The organism is Pseudomonas benzenivorans, assembly GCF_024397895.1.
In the GTDB taxonomy this organism is placed as follows: Bacteria; Pseudomonadota; Gammaproteobacteria; order Pseudomonadales; family Pseudomonadaceae; genus Aquipseudomonas; species Aquipseudomonas benzenivorans_A.
On the sequence record NZ_CP073346.1, the window covers coordinates 4579399 to 4598445 of the forward strand.

17 protein-coding genes are annotated in these 19047 nt (G+C 65.5%); 6 read left to right on the top strand and 11 right to left on the bottom strand.

Features of this window, described 5'->3' with window-relative positions:
* Nucleotides 1–19 precede the first annotated feature (19 nt).
* Nucleotides 20–1237: a CmpA/NrtA family ABC transporter substrate-binding protein gene (locus KDW96_RS21275; RefSeq protein ID WP_255838202.1), complete on the bottom strand. Its 1218-nt coding sequence runs from the start codon at nt 1235–1237 to the stop codon at nt 20–22.
* A gap of 195 nt (nt 1238–1432) precedes the next feature.
* On the bottom strand, nt 1433–4033 hold the full coding sequence (acnB, locus tag KDW96_RS21280) for a bifunctional aconitate hydratase 2/2-methylisocitrate dehydratase (protein WP_255840590.1): 2601 nt from the start codon (nt 4031–4033) through the stop codon (nt 1433–1435).
* 407 nt (nt 4034–4440) lie between these two features.
* Between acnB and KDW96_RS21285 the strand changes: the two genes are divergently transcribed.
* Nucleotides 4441–4905, top strand: coding sequence for a DUF1289 domain-containing protein (locus tag KDW96_RS21285; protein ID WP_255840591.1), 465 nt, complete (start codon nt 4441–4443; stop codon nt 4903–4905).
* Here KDW96_RS21285 and KDW96_RS21290 read toward each other — a convergent pair.
* Together KDW96_RS21290 and uspL are read right to left on the bottom strand one after the other, a co-directional pair.
* The gene (locus KDW96_RS21290) at nt 4869–5843 is read right to left on the bottom strand and encodes a universal stress protein (protein WP_255838203.1); all 975 of its coding nucleotides are present in this window, start codon (nt 5841–5843) and stop codon (nt 4869–4871) included. The genes KDW96_RS21285 and KDW96_RS21290 overlap by 37 nt on opposite strands.
* Before the next feature lie 209 nt (nt 5844–6052).
* The gene (uspL, locus tag KDW96_RS21295) at nt 6053–6916 is read right to left on the bottom strand and encodes a universal stress protein UspL (protein ID WP_255838204.1); all 864 of its coding nucleotides are present in this window, start codon (nt 6914–6916) and stop codon (nt 6053–6055) included.
* A gap of 163 nt (nt 6917–7079) precedes the next feature.
* On the opposite strand from uspL, the gene KDW96_RS21300 reads away from it, so the two are divergent.
* A complete protein-coding gene (locus KDW96_RS21300) occupies nt 7080–7682 on the top strand; it encodes a MiaE family protein (RefSeq protein WP_255838205.1) in 603 nt (200 codons plus the stop codon).
* Between the two features lie 56 nt (nt 7683–7738).
* On the opposite strand, the gene KDW96_RS21305 is transcribed toward KDW96_RS21300, so the two are convergent.
* A complete protein-coding gene (locus tag KDW96_RS21305; RefSeq protein WP_255838206.1) occupies nt 7739–8953 on the bottom strand; it encodes an MFS transporter in 1215 nt (404 codons plus the stop codon).
* 132 nt (nt 8954–9085) lie between these two features.
* On the opposite strand from KDW96_RS21305, the gene KDW96_RS21310 reads away from it, so the two are divergent.
* Complete coding sequence (locus KDW96_RS21310; RefSeq protein WP_255838207.1) at nt 9086–9964, top strand: LysR substrate-binding domain-containing protein; 879 nt, start codon at nt 9086–9088, stop codon at nt 9962–9964.
* Between the two features lie 6 nt (nt 9965–9970).
* Here the strand turns inward: KDW96_RS21310 and lpxH are convergent, their stop codons facing one another.
* Nucleotides 9971–10693 (bottom strand): UDP-2,3-diacylglucosamine diphosphatase, encoded by a 723-nt coding sequence (gene lpxH, locus KDW96_RS21315; RefSeq protein WP_255838208.1) that lies wholly within the window; start codon nt 10691–10693, stop codon nt 9971–9973.
* On the bottom strand, nt 10690–11184 hold the full coding sequence (locus KDW96_RS21320; protein ID WP_255838209.1) for a peptidylprolyl isomerase: 495 nt from the start codon (nt 11182–11184) through the stop codon (nt 10690–10692). The genes lpxH and KDW96_RS21320 overlap by 4 nt, the downstream gene beginning before the upstream one ends.
* A gap of 119 nt (nt 11185–11303) precedes the next feature.
* Here KDW96_RS21320 and KDW96_RS21325 point away from each other — a divergent pair, with 119 nt between their 5' ends.
* The gene (locus tag KDW96_RS21325) at nt 11304–12974 is read left to right on the top strand and encodes a glutamine--tRNA ligase/YqeY domain fusion protein (protein WP_255838210.1); all 1671 of its coding nucleotides are present in this window, start codon (nt 11304–11306) and stop codon (nt 12972–12974) included.
* Entirely contained in the window at nt 12974–14359 is a 1386-nt protein-coding gene (gene cysS / locus KDW96_RS21330) for a cysteine--tRNA ligase (RefSeq protein WP_255838211.1), read from the top strand. Before KDW96_RS21325 ends, cysS begins: the two co-directional genes overlap by 1 nt.
* Nucleotides 14360–14473: 114 nt before the next feature.
* On the opposite strand, the gene KDW96_RS21335 is transcribed toward cysS, so the two are convergent.
* A complete protein-coding gene (locus tag KDW96_RS21335; protein WP_255838212.1) occupies nt 14474–14974 on the bottom strand; it encodes a lactoylglutathione lyase family protein in 501 nt (166 codons plus the stop codon).
* A 94-nt stretch (nt 14975–15068) separates the two neighbouring features.
* Here KDW96_RS21335 and KDW96_RS21340 point away from each other — a divergent pair, with 94 nt between their 5' ends.
* Entirely contained in the window at nt 15069–15959 is an 891-nt protein-coding gene (locus tag KDW96_RS21340; RefSeq protein WP_255838213.1) for a LysR family transcriptional regulator, read from the top strand.
* A 16-nt stretch (nt 15960–15975) separates the two neighbouring features.
* Here the strand turns inward: KDW96_RS21340 and KDW96_RS21345 are convergent, their stop codons facing one another.
* From KDW96_RS21345 to KDW96_RS21355, 3 genes are all read right to left on the bottom strand, one after another.
* On the bottom strand, nt 15976–16482 hold the full coding sequence (locus KDW96_RS21345) for a redoxin domain-containing protein (protein WP_255838214.1): 507 nt from the start codon (nt 16480–16482) through the stop codon (nt 15976–15978).
* A 74-nt stretch (nt 16483–16556) separates the two neighbouring features.
* On the bottom strand, nt 16557–16958 hold the full coding sequence (locus tag KDW96_RS21350; RefSeq protein ID WP_255838215.1) for a hypothetical protein: 402 nt from the start codon (nt 16956–16958) through the stop codon (nt 16557–16559).
* A gap of 129 nt (nt 16959–17087) precedes the next feature.
* The gene (locus tag KDW96_RS21355) at nt 17088–18947 is read right to left on the bottom strand and encodes a sigma-54-dependent Fis family transcriptional regulator (RefSeq protein ID WP_255838216.1); all 1860 of its coding nucleotides are present in this window, start codon (nt 18945–18947) and stop codon (nt 17088–17090) included.
* Nucleotides 18948–19047: the final 100 nt, after the last annotated feature.

The following is a 19047-nucleotide window of genomic DNA, read 5'->3' on the forward strand; positions in this document are numbered from 1 at the left end:
TGGTGTCGGTTCCGCGGGGTCAGAGGGCTGAGGTCAGGCTGGCATCGGCCAGGGCGTGCAGGGCGAAGCTGCGGGCGTAGCCGGCGGGGTCGGAGCCATCCCAGACCTTGCCGTCGAGAAGCGTGGCGCTGCGCAGCGGCGACGCCGGCACGACGATGGCCAGCGCCGCGGCCGCCTCCTGATACAGCTTGAGCTGCTGGACCTGGCGGGCCACCTCGAAGTAGTCCGGGTCCTCGCGCAGCAGGCCCCAGCGCCGGAACTGGGTCATGAACCAGAGGCCGTCGGACAGGTAGGGCATGTTCACCTGGCCCCCGTCGAAGAAGCGCAGCCGATGGGCATCCAGCCAGGCATGGCCGTTGCCATCCTCGTACTGCCCGAGCAGGCGCGGCTGGATGGCGTTCAGCGGTGCGTCCAGGTATTCGCGAGCGCTGATCAGCTGTGCCGTGCTGCGCCTGTTGTCGTCGCTCTGGTCGATGAAGCGGCTGGCTTCCAGCACCGCCATCACCAGGGCGCGGGCGGTGTTCGGGTAGGCGTCGACGAACGCCTGGGTGCAACCCAGGACCTTTTCCGGATGATCCGCCCAGATCGACTGGCTGGTGGCCAGGGTAAAGCCCTTTCTTTCGGCGATCGCCTGGGCGCCCCAGGGTTCGCCGGCGCAGAAGCCGTCGATGCGCCCGGCCCGCAGGTGGGCGACCATCTGCGACGGGGGGACGACCAGGGTGCGCACATCCTCGAGGGGGTGAATGCCCTGGCTGGCCAGCCAGTAGTAGAGCCACAGGGCATGGGTGCCGGTGGGGAAGGTCTGTGCCAGGGTGAGCTTTGCACCCTTTCCGTGCACCCGTGCGCGCAGCGCTTCAGGATGGGTCACCCCGGCCGCTTGCAGAGGCTGCGAGAGGTTGATGCTCTGGCCGTTCTGCGACAGCCCCATGAGCACCGCCATGTCCACCGGCGGCGTGCCGCCGATGCCCAGGTGCACGGCATAGAGCAGGCCGTAGAGGCCCTGGGCCGCGTGCAGCTCGCCGCTGAGCAGCTTGTCGCGCAGGGTTGCCCAGGAGGCCTGGCGTTGCAGGTTGAGGGTCAGGCCATAGGGCTGGGCGAAGCCCTGGGTGGCGGCAACGATCAGCGAGGCCGAGTCGGTGAGCGCCATGAAGCCGAGGTTCAGGGCGCTCTTTTCCGGGGCATCACTGCCATTGACCCAGGCCAGGGCGTCGTCACGGGGTACAGCGTGTTCGCTCATCGCGCATTCCTTTCTCAACACCTCGGGTCGCCTGCGCTGCGCACAGCCAGCGGAACGACGCCCTTGCCATAAGGCCGACTGCCGCGTTGGCGCGGGCCTGTTTAGTGTGTTTAAGCAAGCGATATGCCACGGCCACGGAATGTCGCCCATAAAAAAGCCCCGCACGGGGCGGGGCTCTTTCGACGCGGGTAACGCTTAGGCTTGAACGACCGGGATCTGGGCGTTGGCAGCGGCTTCGCGGAACTCGGCGATCTGGTCGAAGCTCAGGTAGCGGTAGACGTCCGCCGCCATGCTGTCGATGTCCTTGGCGTAGACCATGTACTCCTCGACCGTCGGCAGCTTGCCGGTGATCGCGGCGACCGCTGCCAGTTCGGCAGAGGCCAGGTACACGTTGGCGCCATCGCCCAGACGGTTGGGGAAGTTGCGGGTCGAGGTCGAGACCACGGTGGAGTTGGCGGCGACCCGTGCCTGGTTACCCATGCACAGCGAGCAGCCCGGCATTTCCATGCGTGCACCGGCCTTGCCGTAGATGCCGTAGTAGCCTTCCTCGGTCAGCTGGTGGGCATCCATCTTGGTCGGCGGCGACAGCCACAGACGGGTCGGAATGCCGCCCTTGACCTTGTCCAGCAGCTTGCCGGCGGCGCGGAAGTGACCGATGTTGGTCATGCACGAACCGATGAACACCTCGTCGATCTTCTCGCCCTGAACGCTGGACAGCAGACGGGCGTCGTCCGGATCGTTCGGTGCGCAGAGCACCGGCTCCTTCAGCTCGCTCAGGTCGATCTCGATGACTTCGGCGTACTCGGCGTCGGCATCGGCGCTCATCAGCTCCGGGTTGGCCAGCCAGGCTTCCATGGCCTGGGCGCGGCGTTCCATGGTGCGGGCATCGCCGTAGCCTTCGCTGATCATCCAGCGCAGCAGGGTGATGTTCGACTTCAGGTACTCGGCGATGGCCTTTTCCGGCAGCTTGATGGTGCAACCGGCGGCCGAACGCTCGGCGGAGGCGTCGGACAGTTCGAACGCCTGCTCGACGGTCAGTTCGTCGAGACCTTCGATCTCCAGGATGCGGCCGGAAAAGGCGTTCTTCTTGCCCTTCTTCTCGACGGTCAGCAGGCCCTTCTGGATGGCGTAGTAGGGGATGGCATGGACCAGGTCACGCAGGGTGATCCCGGGCTGCATCTTGCCCTTGAAACGCACCAGGATGGATTCCGGCATGTCCAGCGGCATGACGCCGGTGGCGGCGGCGAAGGCCACCAGGCCGGAACCGGCCGGGAAGCTGATGCCCATCGGGAAGCGGGTGTGCGAGTCGCCGCCGGTGCCGACGGTGTCCGGCAGCAGCATGCGGTTCAGCCAGCTGTGGATGATGCCGTCGCCCGGACGCAGGGACACGCCGCCGCGGGTGCGGATGAAGTCCGGCAGGGTGTGGTGGGTGGTGACGTCGATCGGCTTCGGATAGGCCGCGGTGTGGCAGAAGGACTGCATCACCAGGTCGGCGGAGAAGCCCAGGCAAGCCAGGTCCTTCAGCTCGTCGCGGGTCATGGGACCTGTGGTGTCCTGGGAGCCGACGGTGGTCATCTTCGGCTCGCAGTAGGTGCCCGGACGCACGCCGGTCACGCCGCAGGCCTTGCCGACCATCTTCTGCGCCAGGGTGAAACCCTTGCCGCTGTCAACCGGCTGCTCCGGCTTCTTGAACAGGTCGGAAGAACCCAGACCCAGTTCGGCGCGGGCCTTCTCGGTCAGGCCGCGGCCGACGATCAGCGGGATACGGCCGCCAGCGCGGACTTCGTCGAGCAGCACCGGGGTCTTCAGTTCGAAGGTGGTGATGACCTCTTCGCTGCCGTGCTTGCAGACCTTGCCGGCATAGGGGTAGACGTCGATCACGTCGCCCATGTTGAGGTTCGACACGTCGAACTCGATCGGCAGGGCGCCGGCGTCTTCCATGGTGTTGTAGAAGATCGGGGCGATCTTGGAGCCGAAGCAGAAGCCACCGGCGCGCTTGTTCGGAACAAAGGGGATGTCGTCGCCGAAGAACCACAGCACCGAGTTGGTGGCGGACTTGCGCGAGGAACCGGTGCCGACCACGTCGCCGACGTAGGCGACCGGGAAGCCCTTGGCCTTGACCGCTTCGATCTGCTTGAGCGGACCGATGGCGCCTTGCTGCTCGGGCTCGATGCCGTCGCGGGCCATCTTCAGCATGGCCAGGGCGTGCAGCGGGATGTCCGGACGCGACCAGGCGTCGGGCGCCGGGGACAGGTCATCGGTGTTGGTTTCGCCGGGGACCTTGAACACGGTCAGGCTGTATTTCTCGGCGATCGCCGGGCGCTTGGTGAACCACTCGCCATCGGCCCAGGACTGCAGCACGGCCTTGGCGTGGGCGTTGCCGGCCTTGGCTTGTTCGGCGACGTCGTGGAAGGCGTCGAACATCAGCAGGGTGTGCTTCAGTTGCTCGGCGGCGACGCTGGCCAACTCGGCGTCATCCAGCAACTCGACCAGGGTGGCGATGTTGTAGCCGCCCTGCATGGTGCCGAGCAGTTCGACGGCGCGCTGCTTGTTGATCAGCGGGGAGGTGGCTTCGCCCTTGGCCACGGCAGAGAGGAACCCGGCCTTGACGTAGGCGGCTTCGTCGACGCCTGGCGGCACGCGGTTGGTGATCAGGTCAACGAGGAATTCTTCTTCGCCAGCCGGCGGGTTTTTCAGCAGCTCGACCAGGCCTGCGGTTTGTTCGGCGTTCAGCGGCTGGGGCACGATACCCTGAGCGGCACGCTCTGCTACGTGGTTGCGATAGGCTTCAAGCACAGTTATTACCCTCATCAGTGGTCCCAAAGGGTTGTCCGGGACGCGTATCCAGAAAACACCGAATCAAGCGCTTCGTGGCTTTTTGAGCCGCTCGGCCGAGATTTCAGGGATTCCTTCCAGAAGCTGCTTTCAAAGTTTTACGCCGGCAGGACGGGGTAGATGAGGGCTGGCGCAGACGCTTGAAGGGGGGTTCAAGAGCCGGCGCCAACATCGTACCTGCAGGATCGACTGTGCTCGTGACGCTTTGAAAACAGCTTCCAACGGACATTGGCGCCTATAAAAGGCGCGCCGATACTACTGCAAAGCGCGGGCAAAGTTAAGCGATTGCCGTCGGCCGGATGGGGATGATCTGGCTTGGACAAAGGGCTAAGATGCCAGGCCGTTTCGCCTTCGACGCCGTTCTCGCCATGTCCAATCACCGCATCAAGACCCCCTGTGTAGGCCTGTGTTCGACCGTCTACGGTGACCTGGTGTGCCGCGGGTGCAAGCGCTTCCACCACGAGGTGATCCAGTGGAATGGCTACAGCGAGGAGGAAAAGCAGGCGGTCTGGCGGCGCCTGGAGCTGCTGCTGGAGCAGGTGATGGTGGCCAAGCTGGAAGTCTTCGATGAAGATCGCCTGCGTACGCAGCTGGAGCAGCGCCAGGTCCGCTTCGTGGCGCAGCAGTCGCCCTACTGCTGGGCGTACCAGTTGATTGCCCGTGGCGCACGGGTGATCAACCAGCTCGAGGCCTACGGCATCGTGCTGCTGCCGGAATTCCGCGACTGGGCCCTGCCCGAGCTGCGTGATGCCATCGACCGCGAGTTCTTCCTGTTGTCCGAAGCACACTACGGCCGCTATATCGCGCCCAGGTTTCTCCACGACACCAGATAGTCGTCGGCAATTCTCTGCAGGCGCTCGGCGTCGCCGGTTTGCCTGGGGCTGGCCTGCCGTTCCTGGTCCTGCCGACCCTCCAGGGGTTCGAGCAGGTGCACCGCCGGGTCGTGAGGCTTGAGCACCAGCACGTCGCTGTCGACCCGGTCGAGCACGGCCTCGGCCGTGTTGCCGATCAGCGCGCCCGACAGGCCCGTGCGGGCCACCGTACCGATGACCGTGATGGCCGCCTCCAGCTCGTGGGCATACTGCGGGATCACCGACCTGGCCGGGCCTTCGGCCAGGTGCAGTTGATGGTCGCGCAGGCCGTACTCGTCCTGAAACCAGCGGCTGGCCTCCCAGCACTGCGCGGCCTTGCCGTCGAGTTTGGGGGCGCAAGGGTCGGCGGCCAGGGCAAAGCCGCCGGAATAGGCGGTGACCGCGTGCAGCGTGCCATGGATCAGGCTGGCCAGGTCAGCGGCATGGCCGATGATGCTGCCCTGCAGGTCCAGGTGTTCGCCCTCGTGGTTATCGACGTCCATGGCCGCCAGCACCAGGCCGCCGTCCCAGGCGCGCTCGGTCTTGGTCATCAGCACGGGCACCGGACAGTCGCGCAATAGTCGCCAGTCTTGCGGCGGGATCAGCGTCTTGGTCAGCGGGTTGTCCGGGTAGTGCTGCTTGATCACCAGGTCGCAGCCCTGGCTCTTCTGTGTCGCGAGGATGGCGCCGGTCGGGTGCAGGTGGTCACAGTTTTCCTGTTGCGTGGTTACGCTGAAGCCCTCGCCGCTCAACTGTGTTTCGAGCTGCTTGAGGAGCGCGCTGTAGTGCTGCCTTTGGTCGCAGAGCAGCAGATGCAGATGGGCGTTGATGGCGGTGGCGATCTGTTTGGCTCGCCTCAGGGCGAGGCTGTCGGTGTGCACCGGATTAAGCACGACCAGAATTCGGCGAATGCGTTGCATGGCTATTTCCCTCGACGTTGATCCGTGAGGTCGCGCAGCCGCGATCGGAGCCTGCCTGGGGTTGCCTCGGTGTTACCGGGGGGCGCTGATCGGGTGCGCAGCCGTATCAGCATGGCCGCTAAATTCACCTCCTGCCATGGCCGTATGTCAGCTGCGCTCAGGCCTGCACCGCAGGGCGGCACAGGCCGAATTCAGGCGTGCAGGGTTGCTCAGCGCTGCGCGACCAGTTCCTCCAGGTGGGCGATGATGTCCGCCGGCTTGAGCACCAGGATGTCGCTCTCCAGCGAGTCCAGCACCACCTCGGCGGTATTGCCGATCAGCGCGCCGGACAGGCCGGTGCGAGCCACCGTGCCGATCACCGTGACCACGGCGGCGAGTTTGCGGGCCATCTGCGGGATCAGGGCGTCGGCCGGCCCTTCGGCGATGTGCAGGCAGTCGTCGGCGATCTCGTATTCGGCCTGGAACGCCTTGCACTCTTCGCGGTAGCGCGCCTCGATGGTTTCCTTGAGCTGGAAGGTCGGGTCGGCGGCGGACAGCATCGGCGCCGGGTGGGCGCTGATCACATGCAGCTTGGCCTTGGCCAGCGCGGCGATGTCATGGCCATGGCCGATGATGCTGGCGTGCAGGGTACGGTGCTCGACATCGGCATTGCCGACATCCACGGCCGCCAGGACGATGCCGCCGGCCCAGGGCTTGTCGCTTTTCACCATCAGCACCGGGGAAGGGCAGTAGCGCAGCAGCTTCCAGTCGTCCGGGGTAAGCAGGGCCTTCTTCAGCGGGTTGTCGGGAAAGTGCTGCTTGATCACCAGTCCACAGTCTTCGGCCTGCTGGACGGTGATCACGGTCTGGTGCAGGTTTTCATGCCAGGCCTGCTGGCAGGATGCGTTGTAGCCCTCCTGCTCAAGGGTGTTGCTCAGGTCGTGCAGATAGGCCGAGTGATCATGCTTCTTGTCGCAGACCAGCAGGTGCAGCTGAGACTGCGTCACCCCGGCGATCAACTTGGCCCGCTTCAGGGCCAGGCCTTCTGGCTGCTCCGGCTCCATCACCACCAGAATGCTGCGAATAGCTTGCATGAACGTCTCCCTGTGAAATGGCTGCTTCTCCAGACAACTATAGATGGTGCAGGTCAGGGCGTGTCTTGACCCGTATCAACGGCCCGGCTGGCTGTTCCCCGCGCCATTCGTATAATGGCCGGCCTTGCCCGCCAGCCGGCGCCGCCAACCCTATCGTGAGCCTATGCACCTGCTACCCGAGATCGAAGCCTTCCTGCTCTGTCCCACGCCTGACGCCTGGATCGCCCAGGCCCTGCAGCATCAGGACATCCTGCTGATCGACCACGCCAACTGCGAGAAGAAGGCGGCGTCCACAGCCATGACCCTGCTGTTCCGTTATATAGAGAAGGCCGATCTGCAGTACAACCTGTCGCGCCTGGCCCGCGAGGAACTGCGCCACTTCGAGCAGGTCGCCGCCCTGATGGCCAAGCGTGGTATCGTCTATCGCCCGGTCAGCGCCGCCCTGTATGCCCAGCGCCTGCACAAGCACATGCGCACCTCGGAGCCGCACAAGCTGGTGGATACCCTGATCGTCGGCGCCTTTATCGAGGCCCGCTCCTGCGAGCGCTTCTTCCGCCTGGCGCCGCACCTGGACGAGGAACTGGGGCAGTTCTACCGCTCATTGCTCAAGTCCGAGGCGCGGCATTACCAAGGCTATCTGAAGATGGCCCGGGACTACGCCAGCGAGCCGATCGATGAGCGGGTGGCGTACTTCGCCGAGGTGGAGCGCGAGGCGATCCTCACGCCGGACAAGGAGTTCCGCTTCCACAGCGGCGCCGCCGCCTGAGGGGGCGAAGCGGACCGCCGCCAGTCGGGCTGGCGGCGGCGGTCGTCGTGCTGCTATCAGAAGGCGCCAGCAGTTGGCGGGATGATCGGCAGCACCTTGCGGTTGCCGCGCAGGATGACGATGGCCAGGACCACCAGCAGCAGGGAGGCGGCGGTCAGCACGAAGAACACGTCATGCAGCGAGCCGGTCGTCTCGCGAATATAGCCCGCCAACAGGTTGCCCAGGGTCCCGCCGAGGCCGAAGGTCACCATGCAGATGCCACTGATCTGCATGGTTGCGGTGGATGAGTAGTGCTGATTGACCCAGCCGGCGACGATGCCCCACATCGGAAAATACATCAGGCCGTAACCGAAGCCGGCGACCAGCGCGAATTTGCCCGGATCGAGGATGAATGCCAGCAGGCCCAGGGCGAAGCCACTGAAGATCACCATCAGCGCGGTGCCATGGCCCCTGCGGTCGGCCAGCTTGCCGGTGATGAAGCCGGCCACCATGCCCGTGCCCCCGACCGTCGCCCAGGTGTAGCCGCCCAGGGCCGCGGGCAGGCTCAGTTCATCCAGGTAGGTGTTGAGCCAGTAGGAAAAGGGCATGGTGGTGAAGCCCACCAGCAGGCAGATCAGGCAGGCGAACAGCGCGGTGCGCTCGCCGATGATGGTGGCGAACAGCTTGGAAGTCGGGATCGCGGCGTCGATCGGGCTGGGGCCGGCAGTCGGACTGGCGGGTGCGCTCTTGAGGTCGCGCAGCATGTGCCAGGTCAGGGCCACCACCAGCAGACCGAACAGCCCGGCGACCTGCCAGCTGGCCTGCCAGCCGAGCAGCGGCACCACCACCAGGATCAGCAGGCCGTTGATGGCGTAGCCCCAGGCCGTGCCGCTGGACGCGCAGGACAGGTAGGTCGAGCGCGACTCGGCACGGGCACAGCGGCTGACGATCTCGACGATGCAACCCCAGCTGATCGCCGCACTGGCGGCCAGGCAGGTCAGGGTCAGGGTGATCAGCACGGGGTCGCGCAACTGCGCCATGACGAACAGCAGGCTGCTGCTGGTGATGCCGGTCAGCAGGGCCAGGCGGCCGGTGCCGAGGCGGTGGCCGACCAGCCCGAGCAGCATGGCGCCGCCCAGGTAGGCCAGCTGGGTCAGGGCGCCGATGGTCGCCAGCTGCCAGGCGCTGATGTCGATGGACTCGCGCATGAACGGCATCAGGGCGGCAAACAGGAACATGCCAAAGCCGTGGCTGACGATCTGGTTCATGCCGAAGGTAGTGGGCATCCGCATTGATTCAGGCTCCGTGACAGCTCGCAGGGAATCGGCAGGGGGTGAGCTGGATGCCGGCTAAAATAGAGGCTTGCCAGGCTTCAGGAAAACGATAAATATTGATCACCACCTTCAATAAGGTTGAATTCTGTGATGCGTGACCTGCCCATAGCCTTGCTGCGCACCTTTGTAGTGGTCGCCGAGACGCTCAACCTGACCACGGCGGCCGCTCGCCTGCACCGCGCGCCGTCGACCATCAGCATGCAGCTCAGCCGGCTGGAAGAGCTGGTTTCGGCCGAGCTGCTGCAGCGCGGCCAGTACGGCGTGCGGCTGACCCAGGCCGGCGAACAGTTGAAGTCCTGCGCCCCGCAGCTGCTCAACCTGCATGACCGCATCCTGGGTACATTCCAGCATGCCGAGGTGGGTGGCCAGGTGCGCTTCGGCACCCACGATCAATACGCCACCCGCAGCCTCACGCCGCTGCTGGAAGCCTTCGTGCTGAGCTACCCGGAAGCCTGCCTGGAGGTGGTCTGCGACCATCGCCCCGAGCACCTGGCGGCGCTGGTGGCCGATGGCAAGCTGGACCTGGCCCTGGTGGAGATGCCGACCTCGTCCACCGGCGGTCGTCGTCTGTTTCGCGACGAGCTGATCTGGGTGGGGGCAGAGGCCCACTTGACCCATGAGCGCGCGCCATTGCCGCTGGCGGTGTTCGTCGAGGGCTGCTATCACCGCGCCTCTGCGGACAAGGCCCTGGCCGAGGCACAGATTCCCTACCGCGTCGCTTTCACCAGCCAGAGTCGGGCCGGCGTATTGGCGGCCGTGCGCGCCGGGATAGGTGTGGGGATCATTCCGCGTTCGACCCTGGAGCCGGGTCTGCGGGTGATCGAGGACGAGCTACCGCCCCTGCCGGGCACGGACATCACCCTGTTCGTCGCCGATCAGGTCAACGAGGCGACCCAGCGCCTGGCCCAGACCATCGAGGCGAGCCCGCAATACCAGCGCTATGAGCGCCAGGCCGCACTGCAGCGCTAGGGGTGATCAGCCGAGGGGGAAGGGCGCCAGCTGCCAGCTCGGCCCGTCGATCTGCAGGGCCCAGCCCTGGCGGTCCCAGTCGCCCAGCACGATGCGTCGCGCGGGCTGACCTTCGACCCGCAGTTCATGCTCCGCCGGTCGGTGGGTGTGGCCGTGAATCAGCGTGCGTACGCCGTGGGCCGCCATTACCCGTGGCACCTCGCCGGGGGTGACGTCGACGATCTCGCTGGCCTTCATGGCGGTCTGGGTGCGGCTTTCCTTGCGCAGCTTGCGCGCCAGCTTGTGCCGGGTGGCCAGTGGCAGGTTGCGCAGGATGAACAGGCTCAGCGGGTTGCGCAGCCAGCGGCGCATGCGCATGTAGGCCTCATCCTGGGTGCAGAGGCTGTCGCCGTGCATCAGCAGCACCAGTTCCCCGTTCAGTTCGACCCGGCTCGGGTCCTTCAGCAGGGTGCAGCCGGCCTCGCGGCAGAATGCCTGACCGATCATGAAATCGCGGTTGCCGTGCATCAGGTAGATGCGTGTGCCGCTGTCGCTCAACTGGCGCAGGGCCTGGGCGATGGAGCGCTGGAAGGGGCTGATGGCATCGTCGCCGATCCATGCCTCGAAGAAGTCGCCGAGTATGTACAGCGCCTCGGCCTGGGTGGCGCGGGTCTTCAGGAAATGCAGAAACGCCCGGCTGATGTCCGGGCGCTCCTCTTCAAGATGCAGGTCGGAGATCAGCAGGATCACTCAACGATCTCGGCACGCTCGATGATCACGTCGTCGACCGGTACGTCCTGGTGGCCGGACTTCATGGTGGTGGCCACGCCCTTGATCTTCTCGACCACGTCCATGCCTTCGGCCACTTCGCCGAACACCGCATAGCCCCAGCCCTGCACGGTCGGCGCGCTGTGGTCGAGGAAGGTGTTGTCGGCGACGTTGATGAAGAACTGCGCGGAGGCCGAGTGCGGCTCCATGGTGCGGGCCATGGCGACGGTGCCGACCTTGTTGGAGACGCCGTTGTTGGCTTCGTTCTTGATCGAGGCGCGGGTCGGCTTCTGCTTCATGCCCGGCTCGAAACCGCCGCCCTGGATCATGAAGTTGCTGATCACGCGGTGGAACACGGTGTTGTCGTAGTGGCCGGCCTTCACGTACTCCTTGAAGTTGGCCACGGTTTCCGGGGCCTTGTCTTCGAACAGGTTGAGGGTGATGACGCCGTGGTTGGTGTGCAGCTTGATCATGTGAGATTCACTCTGTCGAGAAATTCGAAGGCCTGTCAGGGGGTTGACAGCTTCGGCTATGATAAGCGCTTTGTTTTAGTCGGCCTACCCTGCGCCGTACCTGCATGATCAAGGACCCCATGAGCAAGCCAGAGACTCCCGCCGCTACGAACTTTCTGCGCCCCATCGTCCAGGCCGACCTGGACTCGGGCAAGCACACGAAGATCATCACCCGTTTCCCGCCGGAGCCTAATGGTTACCTGCACATCGGCCACGCCAAGTCGATCTGCCTGAATTTCGGCCTGGCCAGGGAGTTCGGTGGCGAGTGCAACCTGCGCTTCGACGACACCAACCCGGCCAAGGAAGACCAGGAGTACATCGACGCGATCAAGAGCGACGTGCAGTGGCTGGGCTTCCAGTGGGCCGGCGAGGAGCGCTACGCCTCCAACTACTTCGACCAGCTGCACGACTGGGCCGTGGAACTGATCAGGGCGGGCAAGGCCTACGTCTGCGACCTGTCGCCGGACCAGGCCCGCGAGTACCGCGGCAACCTCACCGAGCCGGGCAAGAATAGCCCGTTCCGCGAGCGCTCGGTCGAGGAGAACCTCGACCTGTTCGCCCGTATGAAGGCCGGCGAGTTCGCCGATGGCGCCCGCGCCCTGCGCGCCAAGATCGACATGGCCTCGCCGAACATGAACCTGCGCGACCCGATCCTCTACCGCATCCGCCACGCCCATCACCACCAGACCGGCGACAAGTGGTGCATCTACCCCAGCTACGACTTCACCCATGGCCAGTCGGACGCCATCGAGGGCATTACCCATTCGATCTGCACCCTGGAGTTCGAGGACCATCGTCCGCTGTACGAGTGGTTCCTGGCCAACCTGCCGGTGCCGGCGCAGCCGCGCCAGTACGAATTCGCCCGCCTCAACCTGAACTACACCATCACCAGCAAGCGCAAGCTCAAGCAGCTGGTGGATGAGAAGCACGTCGAGGGCTGGGACGACCCGCGCATGTCGACCCTGTCCGGCTATCGCCGCCGCGGCTATACCCCGGCGTCGATCCGCACCTTCTGCGACATGATCGGCGTCAACCGGGCCGGTGGCGTGGTCGACATCGGCATGCTGGAGTTCGCCATCCGCGAAGACCTCGACGCCAATGCCGCGCGCGCCATGTGCGTGCTCAAGCCGCTCAAGGTGGTGATCAGCAATTACCCCGAGGGCCAGGTCGAGAACCTCGAACTGCCGCGTCACCCCAAGCAGGACATGGGCGTGCGCGTGCTGCCGTTCAGCCGCGAGCTCTACATCGACGCCAGCGACTTCGAGGAAGTCCCGCCGGCCGGCTTCAAGCGCCTGGTGCCAGGCGGCGAAGTGCGCCTGCGCGGCAGCTACGTGATCCGCGCCGACGAGGCGATCAAGGATGCCGACGGAAATATCGTCGAGCTGCGCTGCAGCTACGACGAGAACACCCTGGGCAAGAACCCCGAGGGCCGCAAGGTCAAGGGCGTGATCCACTGGGTGCCGGCCGCCGAGAGCGTCGAGTGCGAAGTGCGCCTGTACGATCGGTTGTTCCGTTCGGCCAATCCGGAGAAGGTGGAGGAGAGCGCCAGCTTCCTCGACAACATCAATCCAGAATCGTTGACTGTGCTCAAGGGCTGCCGCGCCGAGCCGTCGCTGGCCCAGGCGCAGCCCGAAGAGCGCTTCCAGTTCGAGCGCGAGGGCTATTTCTGCGCCGACCTCAAGGACAGCCAGCCGGGCGCTCCGGTGTTCAACCGCACCGTGACCCTGCGCGACTCCTGGGGAGGCCAATAATGGCGCTGTCGATCTACAACACCCTGAGCAAGACCAAGGACGTCTTCAAGCCGCTGGTGGACAACCAGGTGCGCATGTACGTGTGCGGCATGACCGTCTACGACTTCTGCCATATCGGCCATGCGCGGGTGATGGTGGCCTTCGACGTGATCGCCCGCTGGCTGCGCCATAGCGGCTATCAGCTCAACTACGTGCGCAACATCACCGACATCGACGACAAGATCATCAAGCGTGCCCAGGAAAACGGCGAGCCGTTCGAGGCCCTGGTCGAGCGCATGATCGCCGCCATGCACGAGGACGAAGCCCGCCTGTCGGTGCTGCGTCCGGACCAGGAGCCCCGCGCCACCGGGCATATCGCCGGCATGCACCAGATGATCCAGACCCTGATCGACAAGGGTTTCGCCTACGCCCCGGGCAACGGCGACGTCTACTACCGGGTCGGCAAGTTCGTCGGCTACGGCAAGCTGTCGCGCAAGAAGATCGAGGACCTGCGGGTCGGCGCCCGTATCGAGGTCGACGAGTCCAAGCAAGACCCGCTGGACTTCGTCCTGTGGAAGGGCGCCAAGCCGGGCGAGCCGAGCTGGGATTCGCCCTGGGGCAAGGGGCGGCCGGGCTGGCACATCGAGTGCTCGGTGATGTCCACCTGCTGCCTGGGCGAGACCTTCGATATCCACGGCGGCGGCCCGGACCTGGTGTTCCCCCACCACGAGAACGAGATCGCCCAGAGCGAGGCGGCCACCGGCAAGCTGTACGCCAACGCCTGGATGCACGCCGGCGCGGTGCGGGTGGACGGCGAGAAGATGTCCAAGAGCCTGGGCAACTTCTTCACCATCCGCGAGGTGCTGGAAAAGTACCACCCCGAGGTGGTGCGCTACCTGCTGGTCTCCAGCCACTACCGCAGCCCGATCAACTACTCCGAGGACAGCCTCAAGGAAGCCAAGGGCGCCCTGGAGCGTTTCTACCACGCCCTGCGCGGCCTGCCCGAGGCGGCGCCGGCCGGCGGCGAGGCCTTCGTCGAGCGCTTCAGCGCGGCCATGGACGACGACTTCAATTCCCCGGAAGCCTGCGCCGTGCTGTTCGAGATGGTGCGCGAGGTCAACCGCCTGCGCGACAGCGACCTGCCGGCCGCTGCTGCCCTGGCGGCGCGCCTCAAGGAACTGGCCGGGCTGCTCGGCGTGCTGCAGCTGGAGGCGGATGCCTTCCTCCAGGCCGGCGCCGAAGGCAAGGTCGACGCCGCCGAGGTCGAGGCCCTGATTGCCGCGCGCCTGCAGGCCCGTGCCGAGAAGAACTGGGGCGAATCCGACCGCATCCGCGATCAGCTCAGCGCCATGGGCGTGGTGCTGGAGGACAGCAAGGGCGGTACCACCTGGCGCCTGGCCGAATAGCCAAGCTGTGCAGACAATGAAAAAGGCCGCTGTTGCGGCCTTTTTTGTTTGGCTTGAGTGGCGTTGCCCGGTCCTGTAGTCACCTAACCGTGGACGCGAGCTCCTCGTCCCTGGCTACGCATAGGCGCCGGCGGAGTAGGTCAGCTCGTAGCTGTGGCTGTAGATCTCCAGGATGTTGCCGAAGGGATCTTCCATGTAAACCATGCGGTAGGGCTTCTCGCCCGGGAAGTATTCGCGCACCGGCATGCGCTGCTTGCCGCCGGCGGCGACTACCTTGGCCGCCAGTCCTTCGACGTCCGGGTCCTGCACGCAGAAGTGGAACACCCCGGTCTTCCAGTACTCGAAGTTGTCCTGCGGCTTCTCGGCGTTGCGGAACTGGAAGATTTCCACGCCGATGCGGTCGCCGGTGGACAGGTGGGCAATGCGGAACGAGCCCCAGCCCGCACCGAACACGTCGGTACACATCACGCCGATGGCCGAGTCGTCTTCGCTGATGGTGGTCGGCGGCATGATCAGGTACCAGCCCATGACCTCGGTGTAGAACTTGACGGCGGCTTCGAGATCGGTGACCGACAGGCCGATGTGGGAAAAGCTGCGGGGGTAGGTGTTGGGCATGACCATGTCCTCTGGGAGTGAAGAGTGGTCAGTCTAGGTCCGCATAGCCATAATCAAAATAATCGCCAGGTTATGGTTTTGATAAGAGATCGTTATGCTTAATCCGCAATGGCTACGCTCCTTCGCCACGCTCGCGGAGCAGGGCAGTTTCACCCGCGCCGCCGAGCGCCTGGACCTGACCCAGGCCGCCGTCAGCCAGCATGTGCAGCGCCTGGAGGAGCGCCTGGGGCCCTTGTTGATCCGTCGCCCGCGGCAATTCGAGCTGACCCCGGCCGGTCGCGCCTTGATCGATTACTGCGCGGAGGTCGGCGCCGCCGACCAGCGCCTGCAGCAGCGGCTGTCCGAGGCCGACGCCGAGCAGGGGGAGATCGGCCTGATCAGCCCCGGCAGCATTGGCCTGGCCCTGTACCCGCAGCTGCTGGCGTTGCAGCAGGCGCATCCGGGCCTGAGCATCCGCCATCGCTTCGCCCCGGACCGCGAAGTGCTCGAGGCCGTGCTGGACAATCGTTTCGAGCTGGGCCTGGTGACCCTCAAGCCGGACGACCCGCGCCTGAGTGTCAGCCGCTTCGCCGAGGAGCCCCTGGAACTGGTGGCGCCGGCCGGCGAGCCGGTTCGCGACTGGGCCGATCTCGAGCGCCTCGGCTTTATCGACCACCCGGATGGTCAGGCCATGGCCGGGCGCCTGCTCAGCCGGCGTTTCCCCGGCGCCCCGGGCGTGCGCAGCCTGCCGTGCCATGGCTTCACCAACCAGATCGGCCTGATCCTCGAACCGGTGGCCCGCGGCCTGGGGTTCACGGTGATTCCGCGCTATGCGCGCCTGGCCTTTTCCCGACCAGAGGCCATCCAGGTCATCGATGGTGCGCCTCCGGTGGTCGATACCCTGTGGCTGTTGCATCGCGCCGAATGGCCGCTGACGGCCCGCGCCCAACTGCTCTTGCGGCGGATCAGGCGCCACTTCTCGACGAGCGAGGGGGAGGCCGTCTGAACAGTGTCGGGGCGGGTCAGTCGGCAGGCTTGGCGGTAGGGGCGAGTTCAGCGGCCTCGGCTATCAGCCAGGCGATCTCCGCGCCCAATACGAGGTCGCTGACCTTGCCGAAGTAGTGCTGACGGATGAAGCCTTCGGCATCGATCAGAATCAGCGTTGGCGTACCTTGCATCGCGTATGCAGCCATGGTCCGCGGTACTGAGCGTTGCGGGTCCGGCAAGTCGACGGCGACCGGGAAGTCGATGCGGTATTCGTGCAGGAAGGCCTCCAGGGAGACCGGCGTCATCGCCTGATGGTGTTCGAACACCGTGTGCAGGCCGATGACGGCCACCTGCTCCGGGGAGAAGGTGGCGTGCACCCGCTTCGTTTGCGGCAGGCCTTCGCTCACGCAGCCGGGGCAGAGCATCTGAAAGGCTTCGAGCACGATCACCTTGCCACGCAGGCTCGCCAGGCTCGGCGGCTGTTGGCTATTGAACCACTGCGCCGCCTGCCACTCGGGGGCGCGTGTGCGTGAAGTGTCCATATCCGCCTCCCGTGTCAGCTTTACCAAAGGGTAGCGCGTGCAAGGGGCTGCGGGCTGCTTTCGTCGGATGGGCCTCAGGCGTCGCGCAGCAGGTCGTGGGCGTTGAGCAGCTCGTAGGCAATCTCCGGGTGTTTTTCCAGTCCGCGGCGTATGGCCGTGGGGATCGACTGGCGGGTCTTGCGGCAGAGGCCGGGCAGCGCCTCGATGCGGATGGCGATGCCACGCATGCTGCGCACTTCGTTAGGCCCTGGGGCGACTGTCAGGCGCAGGCCCAGTTGCTCGTACAGGCGCCGTTGCAGGTGCTCGAGATCGCTCAGACTCTGGATATTCTCCAGGCGCTCGAGCAGGCGCAGCTCTTCCTGGCGAGTCAGGCGCAGGATGCGCAAGTCGGCACCGGGCTCATCCAGCAAGCGTTCGCGCTCGCAGTTGCAGGCACCGGGCGGGCAGGGTTGGCGGAGCGGAATGGAGTGCGTCATGGAGTGCGATCATAGCGATCCTGGATCGCGGTTGCCCATCGGCCTGGTCGAGACTTGCGCATCAAGGTCATCCTGCTGAACAAGGGGTTCGTGCTGCTTGAATCTGGGCGGCAAACGCCACTTCGATCCTCAGACCTTCAGGCCCTGCTCGCGCAAGCGTTTGTACAGGGTGTTGCGACTCACCCCCAGGTTGCGCGCCAGGTGGGAGATGTTGCCGCCGCAGGCCTGGTACCGACTGGCCAGGTCATCGCTGTCGTCCGCGGCGCCCTGCTGCCCTGGCGGCTGGCCGAGGGGCTCGCCCGGCGTCGGCGAATCCTGCAGGTCGTCGAAGAAGTCCTCCGGCAGGTGTTCGGCCCGAATCGGCTGGTCGTCGGCCATCGCCAGGGCGATCTGCAACACGCTGCTGAGCTGGCGCAGGTTGCCCGGCCAGGGATGACGCAGGAACAGTGCCTCCACCTCGCGGCTGATGCCGGCCCGTTGTTGCGACTCCCGGTGGTAGTCCCAGACGCGCTGAAACAGCGCGACCTTGTCGGTGCGTTCGCGCAGCGGCGGCAGCGACAGATTCAGGCCGTTGATGCGGTAGTAGAGGTCCTGGCGGAACAGACCGCTGTCGACGTCCTGGCGCAGCGGGCGATTGGTGGCCGAGATCAGGCGGATGTCCACCGGATACAGCTCGCAGCTGCCCAGGGGCTGTACGCAGCGCTCCTGCAGCACCCGCAGCAGGCGGGCCTGCACCCGTAGCGGCATGTCGCCGATCTCATCGAGGAACAGTGTGCCCTTGTGGGCCTTGCGGATCAGGCCAATGCTGCCTTTCTGATTGGCGCCGGTGAAGGCACCCTTTTCGTAACCGAACAGCTCGGATTCCACCAGTTCGGCGGGGATGGCCGCACAGTTCACCGCAATCAGCGCCTGGCTGGCGCGGGAGCTGGCCTGGTGCAGGGCCTTGACGAAGACTTCCTTGCCGACGCCGGTCTCGCCCTGGACCAGGAGCGGAATGTCCTTCTCGAGCAGGCGTTCGGCCTGGCGCACCGCCTTGGCCACCCGTGGGTCGCCGAGGTTGATCGAGGCCAGGGTAAAGCCCTTGGCGCGTTCGTCGGCCGGACCGGCTGGGCGAAAGTCGCGGGCCTGGATAGGTGCCGGCTGTTGCGGACGCTTGAGTTGGGCGTGAAAGCTGAAACCACCGGCCGAGCGCAGCTTGAAGGGCTGGGCCTGGGGCTGGTTGAGCAGTTGCTGCAAGGCAATGTCGAACAGGCTGTCGAGGTTCACCCGGGCCAGGCCGACGCCGAGCAGGTTGTCGGCGCGGCGATTGGCCGAGACCACCTGGCCCTGATCGTCGAAGATCAGCAGCCCGGCCCAGGGACTGTCGAGGTTGTTCAGGCTGGTGTTGAAGGTGAGCTGGAAATAGCGGCCGCTGAACAGGTTGAGAATCAGCCGGTTCTCCACCGACTGGCTCATCATCTTCACCATGCCCAGGGTGTGGGCGGGTGGCAGGTAGCTGTCGCTGGAGACATCCAGCACCGCGATCATCTGCCGCTGCTCGTCGAAGATCGGTGAGGCCGAGCCGGTCATGAAGCGGTTGGCCTTGAGGAAGTGTTCGTCGTGCTGGATGTGCACGGCCTGGCCGCAGTTGAGCGCGGTACCGATGGCGTTGGTGCCGGTATAGCGCTCCAGCCAGTTGGCGCCGGGCTGGAAGCCACGGGCCGAGTCCGCTTCGACGAAGCGCTGGTCGCCCCAGGATTGCAGCAGCTGGCCCTGGTTGTCGGCCAGCATGATCAGGCAATTGGAGTTGGCGAGAATGTCGCCGTAGTAGGGCAGCACCTCCCGCTGGGTGGTCTGCACCAGGGCGTGCTGGCTTTCCAGCAGGGCCGATACCTCGCCCTCGGCCGGCAGGCCGAAACTGGGCGTGGACTGGTGGGTCAGGCCGAACTCTCGGCAGCGCGCCCAGGAGTCCTGGACGATGGTGTCATGGGAGCGATCCGCTTCAGGCATGCCAAGTGTTCCGCTTGTTGTTCTTATCGTTATGGCGCTCCGGTCTGTGCCGGGCATGAGCCAGTGTCGTTGATGACTGTTCAATGTCAACAGCGAAGCT